The organism is Burkholderia sp. 22088, assembly GCF_052045915.1.
GTDB lineage: Bacteria > Pseudomonadota > Gammaproteobacteria > Burkholderiales > Burkholderiaceae > Burkholderia > Burkholderia cepacia.
The window spans coordinates 1-16,370 of record NZ_JBQEPY010000006.1 but is presented as its reverse complement, the minus strand read 5'-3'; the positions used below and the strand labels follow the sequence as shown (position 1 = coordinate 16,370).

The 16,370-nt window shown below is 68.5% G+C and carries 15 protein-coding genes and 2 pseudogenes; 10 read left to right on the top strand and 7 right to left on the bottom strand.

Features of this window, described 5'->3' with window-relative positions:
• Positions 1 to 72: 72 nt before the first annotated feature.
• Both ACTJLD_RS12930 and ACTJLD_RS12925 read left to right on the top strand, forming a co-directional pair.
• The gene (locus tag ACTJLD_RS12930) at positions 73 to 2,295 is read left to right on the top strand and encodes an amylo-alpha-1,6-glucosidase (protein ID WP_027789590.1); all 2,223 of its coding nucleotides are present in this window, start codon (positions 73 to 75) and stop codon (positions 2,293 to 2,295) included.
• A 96-nt stretch (positions 2,296 to 2,391) separates the two neighbouring features.
• The gene (locus ACTJLD_RS12925) at positions 2,392 to 2,643 is read left to right on the top strand and encodes a hypothetical protein (protein ID WP_006482135.1); all 252 of its coding nucleotides are present in this window, start codon (positions 2,392 to 2,394) and stop codon (positions 2,641 to 2,643) included.
• Positions 2,644 to 3,141: 498 nt separating this feature from the next.
• Here the strand turns inward: ACTJLD_RS12925 and penR are convergent, their stop codons facing one another.
• Positions 3,142 to 4,032 (bottom strand): beta-lactamase transcriptional regulator PenR, encoded by an 891-nt coding sequence (gene penR / locus ACTJLD_RS12920; RefSeq protein WP_021158802.1) that lies wholly within the window; start codon positions 4,030 to 4,032, stop codon positions 3,142 to 3,144.
• A gap of 128 nt (positions 4,033 to 4,160) precedes the next feature.
• Between penR and blaPEN-bcc the strand changes: the two genes are divergently transcribed.
• The gene (gene blaPEN-bcc / locus ACTJLD_RS12915; protein ID WP_440658936.1) at positions 4,161 to 5,087 is read left to right on the top strand and encodes a PEN family class A beta-lactamase, Bcc-type; all 927 of its coding nucleotides are present in this window, start codon (positions 4,161 to 4,163) and stop codon (positions 5,085 to 5,087) included.
• A 469-nt stretch (positions 5,088 to 5,556) separates the two neighbouring features.
• On the opposite strand, the gene ACTJLD_RS12910 is transcribed toward blaPEN-bcc, so the two are convergent.
• The 4 genes and pseudogenes from ACTJLD_RS12910 to ACTJLD_RS12895 all read right to left on the bottom strand — a co-directional run bounded on the left by ACTJLD_RS12910 (position 5,557) and on the right by ACTJLD_RS12895 (position 8,915).
• On the bottom strand, positions 5,557 to 5,757 hold the full coding sequence (locus ACTJLD_RS12910) for a membrane protein (protein WP_027789587.1): 201 nt from the start codon (positions 5,755 to 5,757) through the stop codon (positions 5,557 to 5,559).
• Positions 5,758 to 6,327: 570 nt separating this feature from the next.
• Positions 6,328 to 6,471 (bottom strand): annotated as a pseudogene (locus ACTJLD_RS12905) (antibiotic biosynthesis monooxygenase); the annotation flags it as partial.
• Positions 6,472 to 6,879: 408 nt separating this feature from the next.
• Positions 6,880 to 8,256, bottom strand: coding sequence for an ATP-binding protein (locus ACTJLD_RS12900; RefSeq protein WP_059698246.1), 1,377 nt, complete (start codon positions 8,254 to 8,256; stop codon positions 6,880 to 6,882).
• Positions 8,253 to 8,915, bottom strand: coding sequence for a response regulator (locus tag ACTJLD_RS12895; protein WP_021159887.1), 663 nt, complete (start codon positions 8,913 to 8,915; stop codon positions 8,253 to 8,255). The genes ACTJLD_RS12900 and ACTJLD_RS12895 overlap by 4 nt, the downstream gene beginning before the upstream one ends.
• A 240-nt stretch (positions 8,916 to 9,155) precedes the next feature.
• On the opposite strand from ACTJLD_RS12895, the gene ACTJLD_RS12890 reads away from it, so the two are divergent.
• The 7 genes from ACTJLD_RS12890 to ACTJLD_RS12860 all read left to right on the top strand — a co-directional run bounded on the left by ACTJLD_RS12890 (position 9,156) and on the right by ACTJLD_RS12860 (position 15,784).
• Entirely contained in the window at positions 9,156 to 9,509 is a 354-nt protein-coding gene (locus ACTJLD_RS12890) for a YgiW/YdeI family stress tolerance OB fold protein (RefSeq protein WP_021159886.1), read from the top strand.
• Between the two features lie 63 nt (positions 9,510 to 9,572).
• A complete protein-coding gene (locus ACTJLD_RS12885; RefSeq protein WP_011354378.1) occupies positions 9,573 to 10,433 on the top strand; it encodes a MurR/RpiR family transcriptional regulator in 861 nt (286 codons plus the stop codon).
• Positions 10,434 to 10,487: 54 nt separating this feature from the next.
• Positions 10,488 to 10,913 (top strand): GNAT family N-acetyltransferase, encoded by a 426-nt coding sequence (locus tag ACTJLD_RS12880; RefSeq protein ID WP_440658934.1) that lies wholly within the window; start codon positions 10,488 to 10,490, stop codon positions 10,911 to 10,913.
• A gap of 189 nt (positions 10,914 to 11,102) precedes the next feature.
• A complete protein-coding gene (locus ACTJLD_RS12875) occupies positions 11,103 to 12,770 on the top strand; it encodes an ankyrin repeat domain-containing protein (protein WP_440658933.1) in 1,668 nt (555 codons plus the stop codon).
• 230 nt (positions 12,771 to 13,000) lie between these two features.
• Positions 13,001 to 13,861: an isocitrate lyase/PEP mutase family protein gene (locus tag ACTJLD_RS12870; protein ID WP_060086238.1), complete on the top strand. Its 861-nt coding sequence runs from the start codon at positions 13,001 to 13,003 to the stop codon at positions 13,859 to 13,861.
• A 337-nt stretch (positions 13,862 to 14,198) separates the two neighbouring features.
• A complete protein-coding gene (locus tag ACTJLD_RS12865) occupies positions 14,199 to 14,465 on the top strand; it encodes a YodC family protein (RefSeq protein ID WP_027789582.1) in 267 nt (88 codons plus the stop codon).
• Between the two features lie 101 nt (positions 14,466 to 14,566).
• Complete coding sequence (locus ACTJLD_RS12860) at positions 14,567 to 15,784, top strand: cytochrome P450 (RefSeq protein ID WP_440658931.1); 1,218 nt, start codon at positions 14,567 to 14,569, stop codon at positions 15,782 to 15,784.
• 15 nt (positions 15,785 to 15,799) lie between these two features.
• Here the strand turns inward: ACTJLD_RS12860 and ACTJLD_RS12855 are convergent, their stop codons facing one another.
• Both ACTJLD_RS12855 and ACTJLD_RS12850 read right to left on the bottom strand, forming a co-directional pair.
• Positions 15,800 to 16,126, bottom strand: a complete 327-nt coding sequence (locus tag ACTJLD_RS12855) for a superinfection immunity protein (protein WP_011354384.1) — start codon at positions 16,124 to 16,126, stop codon at positions 15,800 to 15,802.
• 101 nt (positions 16,127 to 16,227) lie between these two features.
• Positions 16,228 to 16,370, bottom strand: a pseudogene (locus tag ACTJLD_RS12850) (rhodanese-like domain-containing protein); the annotation flags it as partial.

The window sequence follows — 16,370 nt, the reverse complement described above, 5'->3', positions numbered from 1 at the left end:
TTCCCCGTTCTGTCCTATCCTGTGCGAACCACGCGGCGCTCCACGCGCGTCGCGCTCGACACAGGAGCATCGATGCCGAATCACGCCGAAGCCACGACGACCCAGGCGCCGCAGGTTGCGCCAACTGCCCCGACCCCCGCGTCGGGCCCCGCATTCATCGCACCCGAAGCCGATCCGCAGGCGCTGGCGCGCAACAACCAGTACGTGCTGAAATCCGGCAACGCGTTCGTGGTCAGCGACGCGCTCGGCGACATCGGCGGTCATGACGACGGCCTGTTCGTCGACGACATGCGCGTGCTGTCGAAGTGGCGCTTGACGTTCGGCGGCCGCGCGCCGTCGCTGCTGTCGGGCGCGACGAGCGCCGACAACGCGTCGTTCACCGCCCACCTGACGAACCGCCCGCTGCCGCCGCTCGGCGGCCACGAAACGCCCGAGGGCGTGATCCACATCGAGCGGATACGCGTGCTCGCGGGCGACGTGCTTTACGAAGCGCTGACGCTGACGAACTACGGCTCGAGCGAGGCCGAGGTGCCGCTGTCGCTGTCGTTCGCGGCCGATTTCAAGGACATGTTCGAGGTGCGCGGCACGCAGCGCCCGAAGCGCGGCACCGTGGTGGCGCCGCGCGTCGACGCGGGCGCGGTGCGCCTGCGCTACGACGGCCTCGACAGTGTCGAGCGCAACGTGACCGTGCATTTCTCGCCGGCGCCCGACGCGCTGTCGGTCGATCGTGCCGATTACACGCTGACGATTGCCGCGCAGGCATGCGTGTCGATCTACCTGACCGTCGACGCGACGCTCGGCCCGGCACATGAGGAAGGGCCGGGATGCGGCCGCGTCGCGCTGCGCACCGCGCTCGTCGGCGTGCACCGCGAAATGCGCGCGCGGCGCGAATCGATGGCGCGTGTGAACACCGGCAATCCGCTGTTCGATGCGTGGCTCGACCGTTCGCTCGCGGATCTCGGGCTGCTCACGACGCAGCTCGACACGGGGCCGTACCCGTATGCGGGCATTCCGTGGTTCTCGACGCCGTTCGGCCGCGACGCGGTCATCACGTCGTTGCAGATGCTCTGGCTGCAGCCGTCGCTCGCGCGCGGCGTGCTGCGGTTCCTGGCCGAACACCAGGCGCGCGAGACTTCCGCGTTCCGCGATGCGGAGCCCGGCAAGATCATGCACGAGTTCCGCCGCAGCGAGATGGCCGCGACGGGCGAGGTGCCGTTCGCGCTGTACTACGGCGGTGTCGATACGACGCCGCTGTTCATCGTGCTCGCGGGCGCATATGTCGAACGCACCGGCGACGATGCGCTGATCGACGAACTGTGGCCCGCGCTCGAGCGCGCCGCGCAATGGGTGATCGACAAGTGCGACCGCAATCCTTACGGACTGCTCGATTACCAGCGCACGTCGGAGCGCGGCCTCGCGAACCAGGGCTGGAAGGACAGCCACGATTCGGTGTTCCATGCGGACGGCCGCTTTCCGGACGGGCCGATCGCGCTCGTCGAAGTGCAGGCGTATGCGTGCGCGGCGCTCGATGCGATGTCGATGTGCTCGTACCGGCGCGGCCACGCGGCCGACGCCACGCGTTATGCGTTGCGCGCGAAGGCGCTGCGCGAGCAGGTCGACGCGCTGTTCTGGATGCCGGAAGGCGATTTCTACGGCATCGCGCTCGACGGTCATGGCGACCTGTGCCGCGTGTTCGCATCGAACGCGGGCCACCTGCTCGCGTTCGGGCTGCCCGACGCCGAGCGCGGCGCGGCGGTTGCCGGCGTGCTCGGCTCGGCGCTGTTCCAGACAGGCTGGGGCATCCGCACGCTGGCCGCCGGCCAGCCGCGCTTCAACCCGATGGCGTATCACAACGGCTCGGTGTGGCCGCACGACAATGCGCTGATCGCGCGCGGCCTCGCGCGCTACGGCGACAAGACGGCCGCGGTGAACCTGCTGCGCGCGCTGTTCGAGGCGGCGGTGAGTTTCGAGATGCGCTTGCCCGAGCTGTTCTGCGGGTTTCCGCGCCGGCGCGGCGAACCGCCGACCGCGTATCCGGTGGCCTGCCTGCCGCAAGCGTGGGCGGCGGGCGCGCCGTTCATGATGCTGCAGGCCTGCCTCGGCGTGAGCATCGACGCGTCGCGTCACGAGGTGCGCGTCGAGCGCCCGATGCTGCCGGAAGGCGTCGACTGGCTGCGGATCGACGCGTTGCGCGTCGGTGACGAAACCGTGTCGCTCACGTTCCGCCGCGTCGACGGCCAGGTCGTCGCATCGGCGGAGCAGCCGGGCCGCGTGAAGGTGGTCGCGGTGCTGTAGCGCGGTGCCGCGCGAACGTTGCGCGATGTCGCGCCACGTTCGCGCGACGCGGCATAGAATCGTGACATGACCCTTGAACGATGGCGGAGGTAGACGATGACGACCGACAACCGGCCCGACGACGGCGAGCACAAGCTCGAGAATCTGGAAGCGGCGGTCGACCACCTGCACAAGTCGATCGAATCGCAGAGCATCGCGGTCGGCGCGGCGAAAGGCATTCTGTTCAGCCTGATCGAAACGCTCGGCGCGCTGATCGGCGATCCCGACCTGCCCGAGCATGCACGCTCGGGTTACGAGGCGCTGCGCGACAAGGCGAGCGAACTGCGCGGCGGGCTTGACCGGCATTGATGCGAGGATGGCGCCGGCGTTGGCCGAAAGGGCTGCGCCGGCGCTGCCCGATTCTGCAGACGAAGCACAAAATCCCGTGCGCTCAATGAGTTAGGTGGCCGATGCGCAGGATATCCACAAGCTTGCCAACACAATCTGTGGAGAACCGTCCGGCCGCGGGCCGGAGGTGCGGCGCGTGCCGTGCGAAAGCGCGTGCGGTGCCACACGGTTGACCGCGCAAGGTCCTTGTATTGAATCCCCTTTTGTATCAGCGTGTTACGCGCCGCATCGGCGGGATATCCACAGGCTTGCCAACATATTCTGTGGATAACTCGCAATCGATTGCGTCGCGACAGTTGAGGATCGGGCCTCCGAGGGGCCCGCTCGCGAAGCCCGTGCACACGGGCTGCCCGATGTCTGCGTCCGCACGCTAATTCGTGCGCGATCAACGGCTTAGGCCCCGGGTACCCAGGATATCCACATCCTTGCCAACACTTTCTGTGGACAAGCGGGGCCGTGTCATTCGGCCTGCGCCGCGGCGGCTGCTTCGGCCACGATCCAGTCGCGAAAGAGCGTCATTGCCGGCGTGAGCGGCTTCGACTTCAGCGAGGTGAGCCAGTAGCCGCCGGCGCGCACGTCGACGTCGAATGGCCGTGCGAGCAGGCCGAGCTGCAGTTCGCGTACGAACATGCATGCCGGCGCGAGCGCGACGCCCGCGCCCTGCATCGCGGCCTCGACCATCAGCCGCGACGAATCGAACACCGGCCCGTTGACCGCCCATGGCGCGAGCTGCGCGGCGTCGAACCAGCCGAGCCATTCGTCGGTGCGGTACGAGCGCAGCAGCGTTTCGTTCGCGAGATCGGCCGGTTGCGCGAGGCGTCGCGCGATGTCCGGCGCGCACAGCGCGGTGAGCGGCGCGTCGAGCAGGTGCTCGTTGCGCGTCGCCGGCCAGCTGCCTTCCCCGAAGCGGATCGCGAAGTCGAGGCCCTCGGCGGCGAGATCGACGACGTTGTTGTTGGTCCGCAGCCGCAGCTCGACGAACGGGTGCGTATCGCCGAACTGCTTCAACCGTGGCATTAGCCAGCCTATGGCAAAGGTGCCGACGACGCCGAGCGACAGCACCTCGTGGAAGCGCCCGCCGTCGAACTGCTTGAGCACCGTCTCGATGCGGCTGAACGCGTCGCTCAGCACGGGCAGCAGCGCGCGCCCCTCGTCGGTGAGCCCGAGGCCGCGCGGCAGCCGCGTGAACAGCGTGCAGCCGAGCCGCTCCTCGAGCGAACGCACCTGCTGGCTGACCGCGGCCTGGGTCACGCTCAGCTCGAGGCCGGCGCGCGTGAAGTTCAGGTGGCGCGCCGACGATTCGAACGCGCGCAAGGCATTGAGCGGAAGATGAGGGCGGAGCTTGGTCATAAGATTTTCTTTTGTCAGCGCTCAATTATCGTTGCTTGTCAGGCAACCGTAAAGTCACGATAGTGCTGTCTCGGCGGCCGGCCGTTTTCACTATCGATTCGCCTCCATTCCATCACGAGACCACCGACATGACCTACTCATCGAAACGTCGAACCCTGTTGCTGGCCGCCGCGACGGCGCCGCTCGTTCTCACCGCCACCGCGTGCGCGTCGCGGCAGGCTGCCGCGCCGGACGCGGCAAGCGCCGCGACCGCGGCCGTGGCGCCTGCCGCCGCCGGGCAGATGCTGGCCGAGCTCGAAAGCAGTGTGGGCGGCCGCCTCGGCGTGTGCGCGATCGACACGGCGAGCGGCCGGGTCATCGAGCATCGCGCGGACGAGCGCTTCCCGTTCTGCAGCACGTTCAAGGCGATGCTGAGTGCGGCGGTGCTTGCGCAGAGCGTCGAGCGGCCGGCGTTGCTGCAACAGCGCGTGACGTATACCCGCGCCGATCTCGTCAACTATTCGCCGGTGTCGGAGAAGCATGTCGGCGAGGGCATGACGGTCGCCGCGCTGTGCGAGGCCGCGATCCAGTACAGCGACAACTCGGCCGCGAACCTGCTGATGAAGCTGCTCGGCGGCCCGTCGGCGGTGACGGCCTACGCGCGCTCGATCGGCGACGACACGTTCAGGCTCGATCGATGGGAGACCGAACTGAATACCGCGCTGCCGGGCGACCTGCGCGACACGACGACGCCGGCCGCGATGGCCGCGAGCATGCGCGTGCTGATGGTCGGCGATGCGCTGCCGGCCGCGCAGCGTGCGCAGCTCGTTGCGTGGATGCGTGGCAACAAGGTGGGCGACAAGCGGCTCCGCGCGGGCGTGCCGGCCGGGTGGACGGTCGGTGACAAGACGGGCACCGGCGACTACGGGACAACCAACGACGCGGGTGTCGTATGGCCGCCGTCGCGTGCGCCGATCGCGGTGGCCGTGTACTACACGCAGGCGCGTGCCGATGCGCGCTCGAAGGACGACGTGATCGCGTCGGTCGCGCGCATCGTGGTTCAGGCCTTCGGTTGACGCGGGCGGTGCGGTGCGCGTGACGCGATGCGCAGGCGGGCCGTGCCGCAGCCGTGACCCACGCGATCAAACGTTGTGCGATCAACGACTTAGGTCACGCATGCTCAGGATATCCACATGCTTGCCAACAAAAATTGTGGACAAGCCCGCGCACGGCGTGGCGCGGGCCACCGTGCCGCATTTGAGGCGGCACGGACAAAGTCTTTCGGATCAAGCGCTTGGTCGCGGTATGCGCAGGCTATCCACACGCTTGCCAACACAATCTGTGGACAAGCTGGTTCGCCCGCGCGGAGGGCGGCCCGTCACGTGGCGCGACGACGTGCGAGCGGCACTTTGCCGGCCGCGTGCCGCATTTGAGGCGGCGCGGACAAAGTCTTTCGGATCAAGCGCTTGGTCGCGGTATGCGCAGGCTATCCACATGCTTGCCAACACAATCTGTGGACAAGCCCGGCAGCCGCGCGGGCGACGGTCAGGGCTGCCGATCGTCGACCGTGGGCCAGCGCACGAACGCGAACACCCACAACATGACGAAGTTCAGGATCGGGACGAACATCGTCAGGATCCACCAGCCCGAATGCCCGGTGCGCCGGACGATGCGGACGTACGGATAAACGACGACGGCGACGAGCACGAGTGAGACGACCAGCTGCCACGCGGTGAAGTGTTCCATGGCCTTCCTCGGAGTGAAGTGTCGGGCGGAACGGCCGGCCCGTCGAACCGTCGCGCGAAGCCGGCGATGCACGGCCGCGTGCGGCTCGCGTGATCTTGACGCGTGGCGGGCGCGAGCGTCAAGGCGAGGGCGGTGCACGGTGGCGGCGCGTCGGTCGCGCGGGGCGTGCGCATTCACGCATGTCCGGGCCATACGCTGCCGCAACCGTGACGCGGCGCATGAACCGTAAGCCGATCAACGGGTTAGCGCACGCGTGCGCAGGATATCCACAAGCTTGCCAACAAAATCTGTGGGTAAGTGGCGCGGCGCATGGCCGGCACGTGTGCGCCGGCCGCGACGTGCATCGTCGTGGCGTCGTGATGCGAAGTGCGGCGAAGCGGTGGACGCGGCGGCCGTCACCGGGGCTGCGTCTGCATCACGCGTGCCAAAGTCCATCGGATCAAGGGTTTAGCGTTGCGGTGCGCAGGATATCCACAAGCTTGCCAACATTTTCTGTGGAGAAGTCGGGGTGCGCGCGGGACACCCGGGACACCCGCGAATGCCACGTGTTGCCGCGATGCGTGCGTGCACTTACGCAGTGCAGATACCGGCCACGCCGACTTTCTGGAACAGGTGCGGGCTCGCGACGGCGGACGACGGACGGGCCGACAGCCTGACGGCGAACCCGGGATGCGTGAAGGCCGCGCGAAACGCTGCGATCGATTCGCGGATCGCGCAGTACGGCCGGCTCCATTACATGGGCGAGCACGTCGGCGCCTCATCCATCCGGCGGTGCCGTCGTCGTGCACGAAGAGGGCCGAACCCGACCCAAGCCGGACGCCCATCCGAAGGGCCCCTCTGTATTGCTACGGGTCGAAGCGCGCAAGCATCCTCGAAATCTCGACCGGCCTGCGAGTCGAACGGATCGTCGTCGAGAAATGAGACGAAGGAGGGGCGGCGCATGATGCGCGGTCGAGGCTACGGTGGCGGCGTGGATGTGCCTGTTCACGACCTCATGGCGCATTTGCCGCGCAGCTCCGACAAACCCTTTCCGATCAATGGCTTGGTGTCGTTAATGGAAGGTTGTCCACACGCTTGCCAACACAATCTGTGGAAAAGCTGCACGTCGCACGTGGCGCGGCGTCAGGCCGGTAGCGGAAAGCGCACCGTGACGGTCAGCCCGCGCCCGCCGCGTGTCGTGCCGAGTGCGACCGTCGCGCGATGCTGTTCGGCGATCCGCTTGACGATCGACAGCCCGAGCCCGCTGCCCGACGACGTGACGGCCTGCGCGCCCTCGCCGCGATAGAAACGCTCCCACACGTCGGTGCGTTCGGCTTCCGGGATACCGGGGCCGTCGTCGGCGACTTCGAGCACGGGCGTCGTGCCGTCGAGCCGCGCGGACACGTCGACACGCGCGCCGTCGCCCGCATAGCGGATCGCGTTGTCGACGAGGTTGTTCAGCAGCACGCGCAGCGTGTCGGCATTGCCTGACGTCATCACGGGCGTCGACACGATCGCGCCGAGATCGATCCGGTGCGCGTCGGCGACGCGCGTGCGGTCCGACACCACCGACCGGCACAGCGCGGCGAGATCGACGGGCGCCGACGCGGAGGCGGCCGCCTGCGCATCGGGTTCGAGGCGCGCGAGCGTCAGCAGCTGTTCGGCGAGGTGGCCGAGCCGCGTCGTGCCGGCATGGATCTGCGCGAGGATGTGCTCGCGTTCCTCGGCGGTCGACGCGCGCCGCAGCAGCTGCGACTGGATCGACAACCCCATGATCGGCGTGCGCAATTCGTGCGCGGCATCGGCGATGAAGTGCCGTTGCAGCGTGAACGAGCGGTCCAGGCGCGCGAGCAGGTCGTTGATTGCTTCGGCGAGCGGACGGACTTCGTTCGGCATCGCGCCGACGTCGACCGGCTCGAGATTGTTCGCATTCCTGCGTTTGAGGCCGGATGCGATCGTGCGCAGCGGCCGCAACCCCGCGCCGATGCCGAACCACAGGCCGATCGCGAGCAGCGGCAGCATCGAGAACACGGGCCACAGCAGGTGCACGGCGATGCCCGCGATCGCTTCCCAGCGCGCATGGCGTGCCTGCGCGAGCCGGATCGTCGTGCCGCCTCGTTCGGTCACGTAGGTGCGCCACGGCTGGCCGCCGACGTCGACGCTCGCGATGCCTTTCTGCTCGGGCGGCGGCAGGGTCGAATCGCGGTCGGTCGAATACACGAGCTTGCCGTTGCGCCAGACCTGCAGCAGCACGGCGTCGGGATCGCTCGCCTCGAAACCGTGCTTGCCGTTGGCGCGGTTGCTGAACGACAGCTCGCCGTTCGGGCCCACGACGATCTGCTTCGACATGCTGCGCATCTGGTCGTCGAGCAGGTCGTCGAGCTCGCGCAGCGCGCCCCAGTAGGTGCCGGCACTCGCGACGAGGCCGATCACGCACGCGGCCGGAAGCAGCCACATCAGCAGGCGCCGCCGCAGCGACGCGTTGCGCCAGCGCGCGATCGCGTGTTGCATGCGCGTCATGCGCCGTCACCGATCCGGTAGCCGACGCCGCGCACCGTGCGGATCATGTCGTGGCCGAGCTTCTTGCGCAGGTTGTGGATGTGCACCTGCACGGCGTTGCTCTCGATTTCCTCGCCCCAGCTGTACAGCCGCTCCTCGAACTGCTCGCGCGAAATCACCGCGCCCGGGTCGCGCATCAGCTCGTGCAGCAGCACGAACTCCTTCGGCGACAGCGTGACTTCGTCGTCGCCGAGCCAGACGAGGTGCTTGACGGGGTCGAGCCGCAGCGGGCCGATCGCGAGGGTCGTCTGCGCGCGGCCCGCGTGGCGGCGGTTGACCGCGCGGATGCGGGCGAGCAGTTCGTCGAGTTCGAACGGCTTGACGAGATAATCGTCCGCGCCGCTGTCGAGGCCCGCGATGCGGTCGGGCACGCCGTCGCGCGCGGTGATGATGATCGCGGGCAGGTTTTCGTCGCGGCGGCGCAGCGCGGCGAGCACCGACAGGCCGTCGCGGTTCGGCAGCCCGAGATCGAGCAGCAGCAGGCCGTAGCCGGTCGCGCGCAACGCTAGCGACGCGGCGTCGCCGTCCTTCACCCAGTCGACCGCGAAGCCTTCCTGTTTGAGGCCCTGTTCGAGCCCGCTGCCGATCAGCGGATCGTCCTCGACGAGCAGTACGCGCATGGATTCGTGTCTCTTCAACGGGGCGCCATGGCGCCCGGGGTTCCCATGATAAGCGCGCGTGCCTTAGCGGGAGCTTAAACACGGGCGCGCGGGCGGCGCGCGGTGGGCTTGCGCGCGTGCCCGGTGCGGCACCGTGCCGCTGCGGCGCGACCTTCAGGTTTGCTTAATCTTACGGTCCGTAATCTGAGGCCGTCGCGTTCAACGGAGCGCGGCGTCACATCGAAGAAGAGGACCGAAATCATGAAACACCTGACGAGAATCCTGGCGGTTGCGCTCGCCGTGCTGCCCGCCGCCGTTTATGCGGAATATACCGGGCCGTCCACGCTGACCACGACGACCGTGAAGGAACTGCTCGCGAACGGCAAGGACGACCAGCACGTGCAGTTGCAGGGGCGCATCGTCAAGCATGTCGGCGGCGAGGATTACGAATTCGCCGATGCGACGGGCACGATCCGCGTCGAGATCGACCACAAGCTGTGGGCGGCCGGCCAGCCCGTCAGCGACCGGAACGAAGTGAAGGTGACCGGCGAATTCGAGCGCAAATGGTCGGGCAGCGTGAAGGTCGACGCCGATCACGTCGAAGTGCTGCGCTGACCGGTGCACCGGTGTATACGGGGCCGGTGATACCATGGACGACCGGTTCCCGTTCACACCAAGATGGCCGCCAATTTCGACGAACTCGCGTCCCGGATCCGGGCGCAATTTTCCGAGCTGAGCCCGCAATTCCAGGCGGGCGCGGCCTTCCTGCTCGATCATCCCGACGAAGTCGCCACGTCGTCGATGCGCAAGGTCGCACAGCGCGCGCAGGTGCAGCCCGCGTCGCTCGTGCGGCTCGCGCAGCAATTCGGCTTCCCCGGCTGGAACGAGCTGCGCGACCTGTGTGTCGCGCGCGTGCGCACGCGCCCCGAGCCGCTCACGCAGCGGGCGCGCTCGCTCGTGCGGCCCGATGCGAAGGCGTCGCTCGCACACGACCTGCTCGCCGCGCAACAACACAACCTGTCGGCCACCGCCGCGCAGAACGAGCACGCGCTCGCCGATGCCGCGAAACTGATCCGCAAGGCGTCGCACGTGCATGTCGCGGGGTTTCGCTCGTGCTACCCGGTTGCATTCGGCTTCGTGTACGGCTACCGGCTGTTCCGCCCGACCGTGTCGCTGCTCAACGGCGTCGCCGGGTCGCTCGAAATGGAGCTGCGGACGATCGCGAAGCAGAGCGTGACCGTCGTCGTCAGCTTCGCGCCGTATTCGGCGGAAGCGACGCGCGTCGCGCAGGCCGCGAAGGCGCAGGGCAGCCGGATCGTCGCGATCACCGACAGCGCGGTGTCGCCGATCGCACTGCACGCGGACGCACAACTGATCTTCACGCACGACAGCCCGTCGTTCTTCCCGTCGCTGGTGGCCGCGCACGCGATGGCCGAAGCGCTGGTCGCACAGTTGCTGGCGCTCGAAGGCAGCGATGCGATCGCCGCGCTCGAGCGCACGGAAGCGGAGCTGCATGCGAAGGGCGCTTACGTCGTCTGACGCGGTGCGTGCGGGTTCAACCTTCTTCATTTCCGATTCAACCGGACTCGACCGATGACGTTCACATACGAGGTGACCGACGCGGGCGACGTGAACGTTCGCAAGCAGATCGTCGCGCCGCTCGTCCGATTCAACGAAAGCCAGGCGGGCCCGAACGACTTCCGTGCGCTGGCCGTGGTCGTGACCGACGCCGAAGGCACGGTGGTCGGCGGCTTGTGGGGCAGCACGGCGTACGGCTGGCTGCATGTCGACCTGCTCGTGGTGCCCGAGGCCGCGCGCGGCCGGGGTGCGGGCACGCGCATCATGGATCTGGCCGAGGCGGAAGCCGTCGCGCGCGGATGCCACGGCGCGTGGCTCGACACGTTCGACTTCCAGGCGCGGCCGTTCTACGAGAAACGCGGCTATGTCCGCTTCGGCGAACTGCCGGATTATCCGGCCGGGCACACGCGCATTTTCCTGACGAAGCAGCTCGCGGGCTGAGTGTCGCCGCATGGAGCGGCCCGGTTGACGCGGTCGCCGGCCGTCGCCTAGGATAGCGGCCAGCGATGCAGGTCGCTTCCGGGTCCGCGGAAAGGGTTGAACCCACCTGTCGCAGCAAATCCAGTCTTCCTCCTGTCCTTTGTGCTGGCGGTATTGCGGACCTTCGGCCATGACTGCACGAGGATTCGCATGAAAAAGCTGCCTCCCGGGGCCAATCCCGATCATCTGAAAAAGCAGGCCAAGGCATTGTTGCGCCTGTACCGGCAGGGTGACGCCGACGCCGTCGCGCGCTTTGTCCGCTTTCTCCCGGCCGCCGCCAACCGCACGCACGACGAAGCGCTCGCGCTCGGGCTCCGGCTGCACGATGCGCAGTCGTGCATTGCGCGCGAGTACGGTTTCGCGTCATGGGCCGATCTCGGCGCGTTCGTCGAAACGCATGCGCTCGCCGGGCAGCAGCGGTCGGCGTTGATCCGGCGCTGGCTCGACCTGGCGTACGGTGCCGACGTGACGGGCGGTTTCGACGCGGCCCGGCCGCGCGTCGCCGCGCAACTGCTGCTCGACCGGCCCGATCTCGTTGCAAGCGATCCGACCGTCGCGTGCGCGGCCGGCGACCTCGATGCCGTGAAGGCGGCGCTGGCCGCCGATCCCGGATGGATCGCGCGCGCCGGCGGCGTGCTGAAGCTGCCGCCGCTGGTTGCCGTCACGCATTCGCGGCTCGGGCAGATTCCCGGGTTCGCCGTCCGGCTGCGCGCCTGCGCGCGTCATCTGCTCGATGCCGGCGCCGATCCGAACCAGCGGATCGGCAACCGGTTTCCGCCGGCGTCGCTCGCGGCGCCCGACGAAGCGGGGCCGCTGTCGGCGCTGTACGGTGCCTCGGGCGTCAATCGCGATCCGGTTCTGACCGCGATGCTGCTGGAAGCCGGCGCCGACCCGAACGACGGCGAATCGCTCTATCACTCGGTGGAAAATCCGGCCTGTACGCGCCTGCTGCTCGAACACGGCGCGCGGGTGGGCGGGACCAATGCGTTGCGTCGCGCATTCGACATGCGCGATGCGGACGCGCTCGAACTGCTGCTCGCGCATGGCGGCGACCCGAACGAGCCGCCCGGCGAGGGGCTGGCGCAGACCTGGGGCGCACCGTTGTTGCGGGCGATCGGCGTGCGCTGCTCGGCGCGCCACGTCGCCGCACTGCTGGCGGCCGGCGCCGATCCCCGCGCGCGGACCCCGGCCGGCGTCAGTGCGTACCGGCTGGCGATGCAGACCGGGCTGTCCGAGGTCGCCGCGTTGTTGCGTGCGGCGGGCGCGGAAGAGACGCTCGATGCGGAGGATGCGTTCGTGGCGGCCTGCGCGCGCGCCGACGCCGACGATGCGCGACGCATCCAGGCAAGGCATCCCGAACTGCCGGGCGCGCTGCCCGGCGAGCGGCTGCGGCTGCTGCCGGATGCCGCCGCGTGGGGATCGGGCGACGCGGTGAAGGTCATGGTCGAACTGGGCTGGCCGATCGCGGCGCGGGGCGGCGACTGGGACGCGAGCGCGCTGAATCATGCGGTGTTTCGCGGCGATGCGGGCTTGCTGGCGTTCCTCCTCGAGCACGGCGCGAGCTGGCGTGACATGCACGGGTTCGGCAGCGACGCGCTCGGCACATTGTCCTGGGCATCCGTCAACGAACCGGAGCATGTCGGCGCCGCCGACTGGGAGGCTTGCGCGCGGGTGCTGCTCGCGCACGGTGTGCCGCAAGCCGCGCGGGACCCGTCGAATCCGGACGGCGTACTGATCGACGGTCGCGCGATGCGTTTCTCCGAAGCCGTCACCGACGTGTTGCTCGGCATCGACGGCGGGCCACCGGCGGCACGGTAAGCAGCTATCTGCTGGCAACGGACGGGCGGCGGTGTCGGCCCGCTCGTTGTCGGTTGTTGGTTGCCGGCTCCCGGCTCCCGGCTTCCGGCTTCCGGCTTCGGGCTTCGGGCTTCCGGCGCGCAGTCGGCGCATCGGTTTTTCCTGTCGCGCGACGACATTTCGGTGAACGCTGAAACGTCGCGTGCACGATCGGCGTAAGCTCGGCCGTCAACTTTCTCCTGGAGCCCGCGATGACCCGTTCCGATCTTCAAGCCCGCCAAGCCGAAGCCTTCCGCGCCCTGCATGCACGTGCCGGCGCCTTCATCATCCCGAACCCGTGGGACGCCGGTACCGCGCGCCTGCTCGCGATGGCCGGCTTCGAGGCGCTCGCGACCACGAGCGCCGGCTACGCCTTTTCGAAAGGCCGGCCCGACTATGCGATCGACCGCGACGAGATGCTCGATCACATCGCCGAGATCGCCGCCGCGGGCGGCCTGCCCGTGAGCGCCGACCTCGAGAACGGCTTCGGCGATGCGCCCGCCACGGTGGCCGAGACGATCCGGCTCGCGGCCGAGGCCGGCGCGGTCGGCGGGTCGATCGAGGATGCGACGGGCCGCGCCGACGCGCCGATCTATGCGCACGAAGCGGCGGTCGAGCGCATCGCGGCGGCCGTCGACGCGGCGCGTGCGCTGCCGTTTCCGTTCACGCTGACCGCGCGCTGCGAAAACTACCTGCACGGCCGCCACGACCTCGCCGACACGATCGCGCGGCTCGTCGCCTATCGCGACGCGGGCGCCGACGTGCTGTATGCGCCGGGCATCACCGATGCGGACGACATCGCGGCGGTGACGCGGGCGGTCGGCGCACCCGTGAACGTCGTGATGGGGCTGCAGGGCGGATTGCTGAGCGTCGACGCACTGGCGGCGCTCGGCGTGAAGCGCGTGAGTGTCGGCGGCGCACTGGCGCGGGCCGCGCTCGGCGCGTTCCTGCGCGCCGCGAAGGAGATGGCGCAGGACGGCACGTTTACGTTCACGCAAGCGGCCGTTCCCGGGCGCGATATCAACCGCTGGTTTGCGTCGCCGGATAATTCACCGGTTTTGTTCGGTGAATGAGTGTAAATAAATCGTGGGATCGTTACCAATCGAAAAGTTGATTGATAATAATCAATCGATTTCACGTCAGAATTAAACGTCGGTGACGACGAAAAATACATCGTCTATTCTCCGCATTTCGCCCGTTCGACCGGGTCCGGCGCGCAAGCCGCGCCGGATCGGGCGGCCGGGCATCCGCCGGGCGCGTCGATGGCGCGCATTGTTGCATTTTCCCGATCATGACATTTTTGAAAAGGGGAGTTGCCGGCCGGTTTTTTGATTGATAATCTGCGGCACGTTCGAATGAGCAGTTGGTGGGCTGCCGGGAATGTCGATATATAAAAATGCTGAGAGAGCGATGACGATCCGAGAAAATCAACGCGTAAGGTTTCGCGTCGGCGATGTCGTGACGCTGAAGACGGGCGGGCCGCGCATGACCGTGACCTATGCCGGGCCGGTCGTATTCGACGACGGTGACTGGCTGATCTGCCAGTGGTTCGACGAACACGGCGAATTCCGGCAGGAAATGTTCCCTCACGACACCGTGGTGCCGGAGCCGCGCGCGATTTCGGCCGGGCGTGTCCGCATGCGCATGCAGTCGCATCGCTACCGCTCGGCTGCCTGACATTCACCTGACATCGCGAGGCGGCCGCACGCGGCGCCCGCGCCGCGACATTTCACGCCGGCCCGAAACATGCGGCGGTGCACTGCGTCGATACTGTCTGCATGAACCCGACCGATCCCATCGCAGCGGTTACGCACCGCGATCCCTATCCCTATTACGCGGCGCTCGTCGACGGGCCGCCGCTCGCGTTCGACGCCACGCTCGGCATGTGGGTCGCGAGCCGCGCGGCCGCCGTGACGGCCGTGCTCGGCCATCCGGCCTGCCGCGTACGCCCGCTGGACGCGCCCGTGCCGCCCGCGTTGCGCGGCACGACGGCCGGCGCGCTGTTCGGCGAGCTGGTGCGCATGAACGACGGCGCGTTGCGGCACGACGTGCCGAAGCAGGCGCTGCGCGCGGCGTTCGCGCCGATCGACACGGCTGCGTTGCGCGACCGTGCCATGCAGCTCGCCGCGCGGCGCCTGCCGCCGCCGGGCGATGCCGGCGCGCTGAACACGTGGTGCATGACGGTGCCTGTCTGCGCGGTCGCGGATCTGCTGGGCTTCGACGAGACGCAGCTCGACGCGATCGCGGCGCAGGTGGTCGACTTCGTCGCGGCGTTGTCGCCGCTGTCCGATGCCGAGGCGCTGGCCTGCGCGAGCGACGCCGCGCGACAGTTGCTCGACCGGATGACGGTGCGCGTCGCGCAGACGCATGCGCACGACGGCACGCTCGTCGCCGCCGTGCAGCAGGCGGCCCGTGCGGCGGGCTGGCAGGCAAGCGGCGCGCTGGTCGCGAACCTCGTCGGGCTGCTGTCGCAGACGTGCGAGGCGACCGCCGCCTGGCTCGGCAATGCGCTGGTGGCGTGGAACGGGGGCGCGGAATCGGGCTTGGAAGCGGGCTTGGAAGCGGGCTTAGAAGCGGGCGCGAGCGCCGCGTGCGTCGTGCCGGACGATGCCGCGCTCGACGCGTTCGTTGCCGAAGTCGGGCGCTTCGATTCACCGGTGCAGAACACGCGCCGCTTCGTCGCATCGCGCACGACGATCGAAGGCGTGACCGTCGAAGCCGGCGACGCGATCCTCGTCGTGCTCGCCGCGGCGAATCGCGACCCGGCCGTGCATCGCGATCCGCACCGGTTGATGCCCGGCCGCGCGGCCGGGCCGAATTTCGGCTTCGGCACGGGGCCGCACGGCTGCCCGGGCGAGCGGATCGCACGGGCGGTGACAGCGGGGGCGTTCGGGGCGTGGCTGCGTGCGGGCGGCGGGCCGCGGCACGACGGGCTGGCGTGGCATTACCGCGCGTCGACCAACGTCAGGATGCCGAAGTTCGACGCGGCAGGGTGATCGGGAAAGAGGGACTTAACGGCAGCCTTGCTTTTCCGCCCATTGCTCCTGGGCGGCGACACGGCGCTGCACGCGTTCGACGAGACCGGTTGAAAAGGTCCGCATGCTGATGCCGCGACGCTTGGCGAGGATCGTCTGCGCGACATCGGTGCGGGGGTTCGGCTGGCAGGCCCAGTACAGCGTCATCAGCCAGCCGATGCCGGTCCACCCGAACAGCGCGTTGAACATCGCGACCGTCAGCTTGTCGTGCCGGCCACGCCGGTCGGCAATGACCGCCGGCAGAAAATAGATCGCGATCGCGGCCACCGAACCGGCCACTTGAATCAGGACTGCGTTCTGCATGTTGCTGCTCCATCCGAACTGCAATGGAGCCGATTGTCGCGCTTTTTCCGTTCGCGTGCAGGCCGCGCTCAGACAATTGATTGTTGCGGTTTTAATGATGATCAGCCGGCTTCGGTGTCCGCCGGCTGCATTTCGTTGCTCAGCGCGAAACCTTCGTCGCGCCAGCCCGTCACGCCGCCGATCATCAGCTTGACCGGCCGGCCGAGGTGCGCGAGCCGGATCGCCGCGCGCGCGGTCGTCTTTC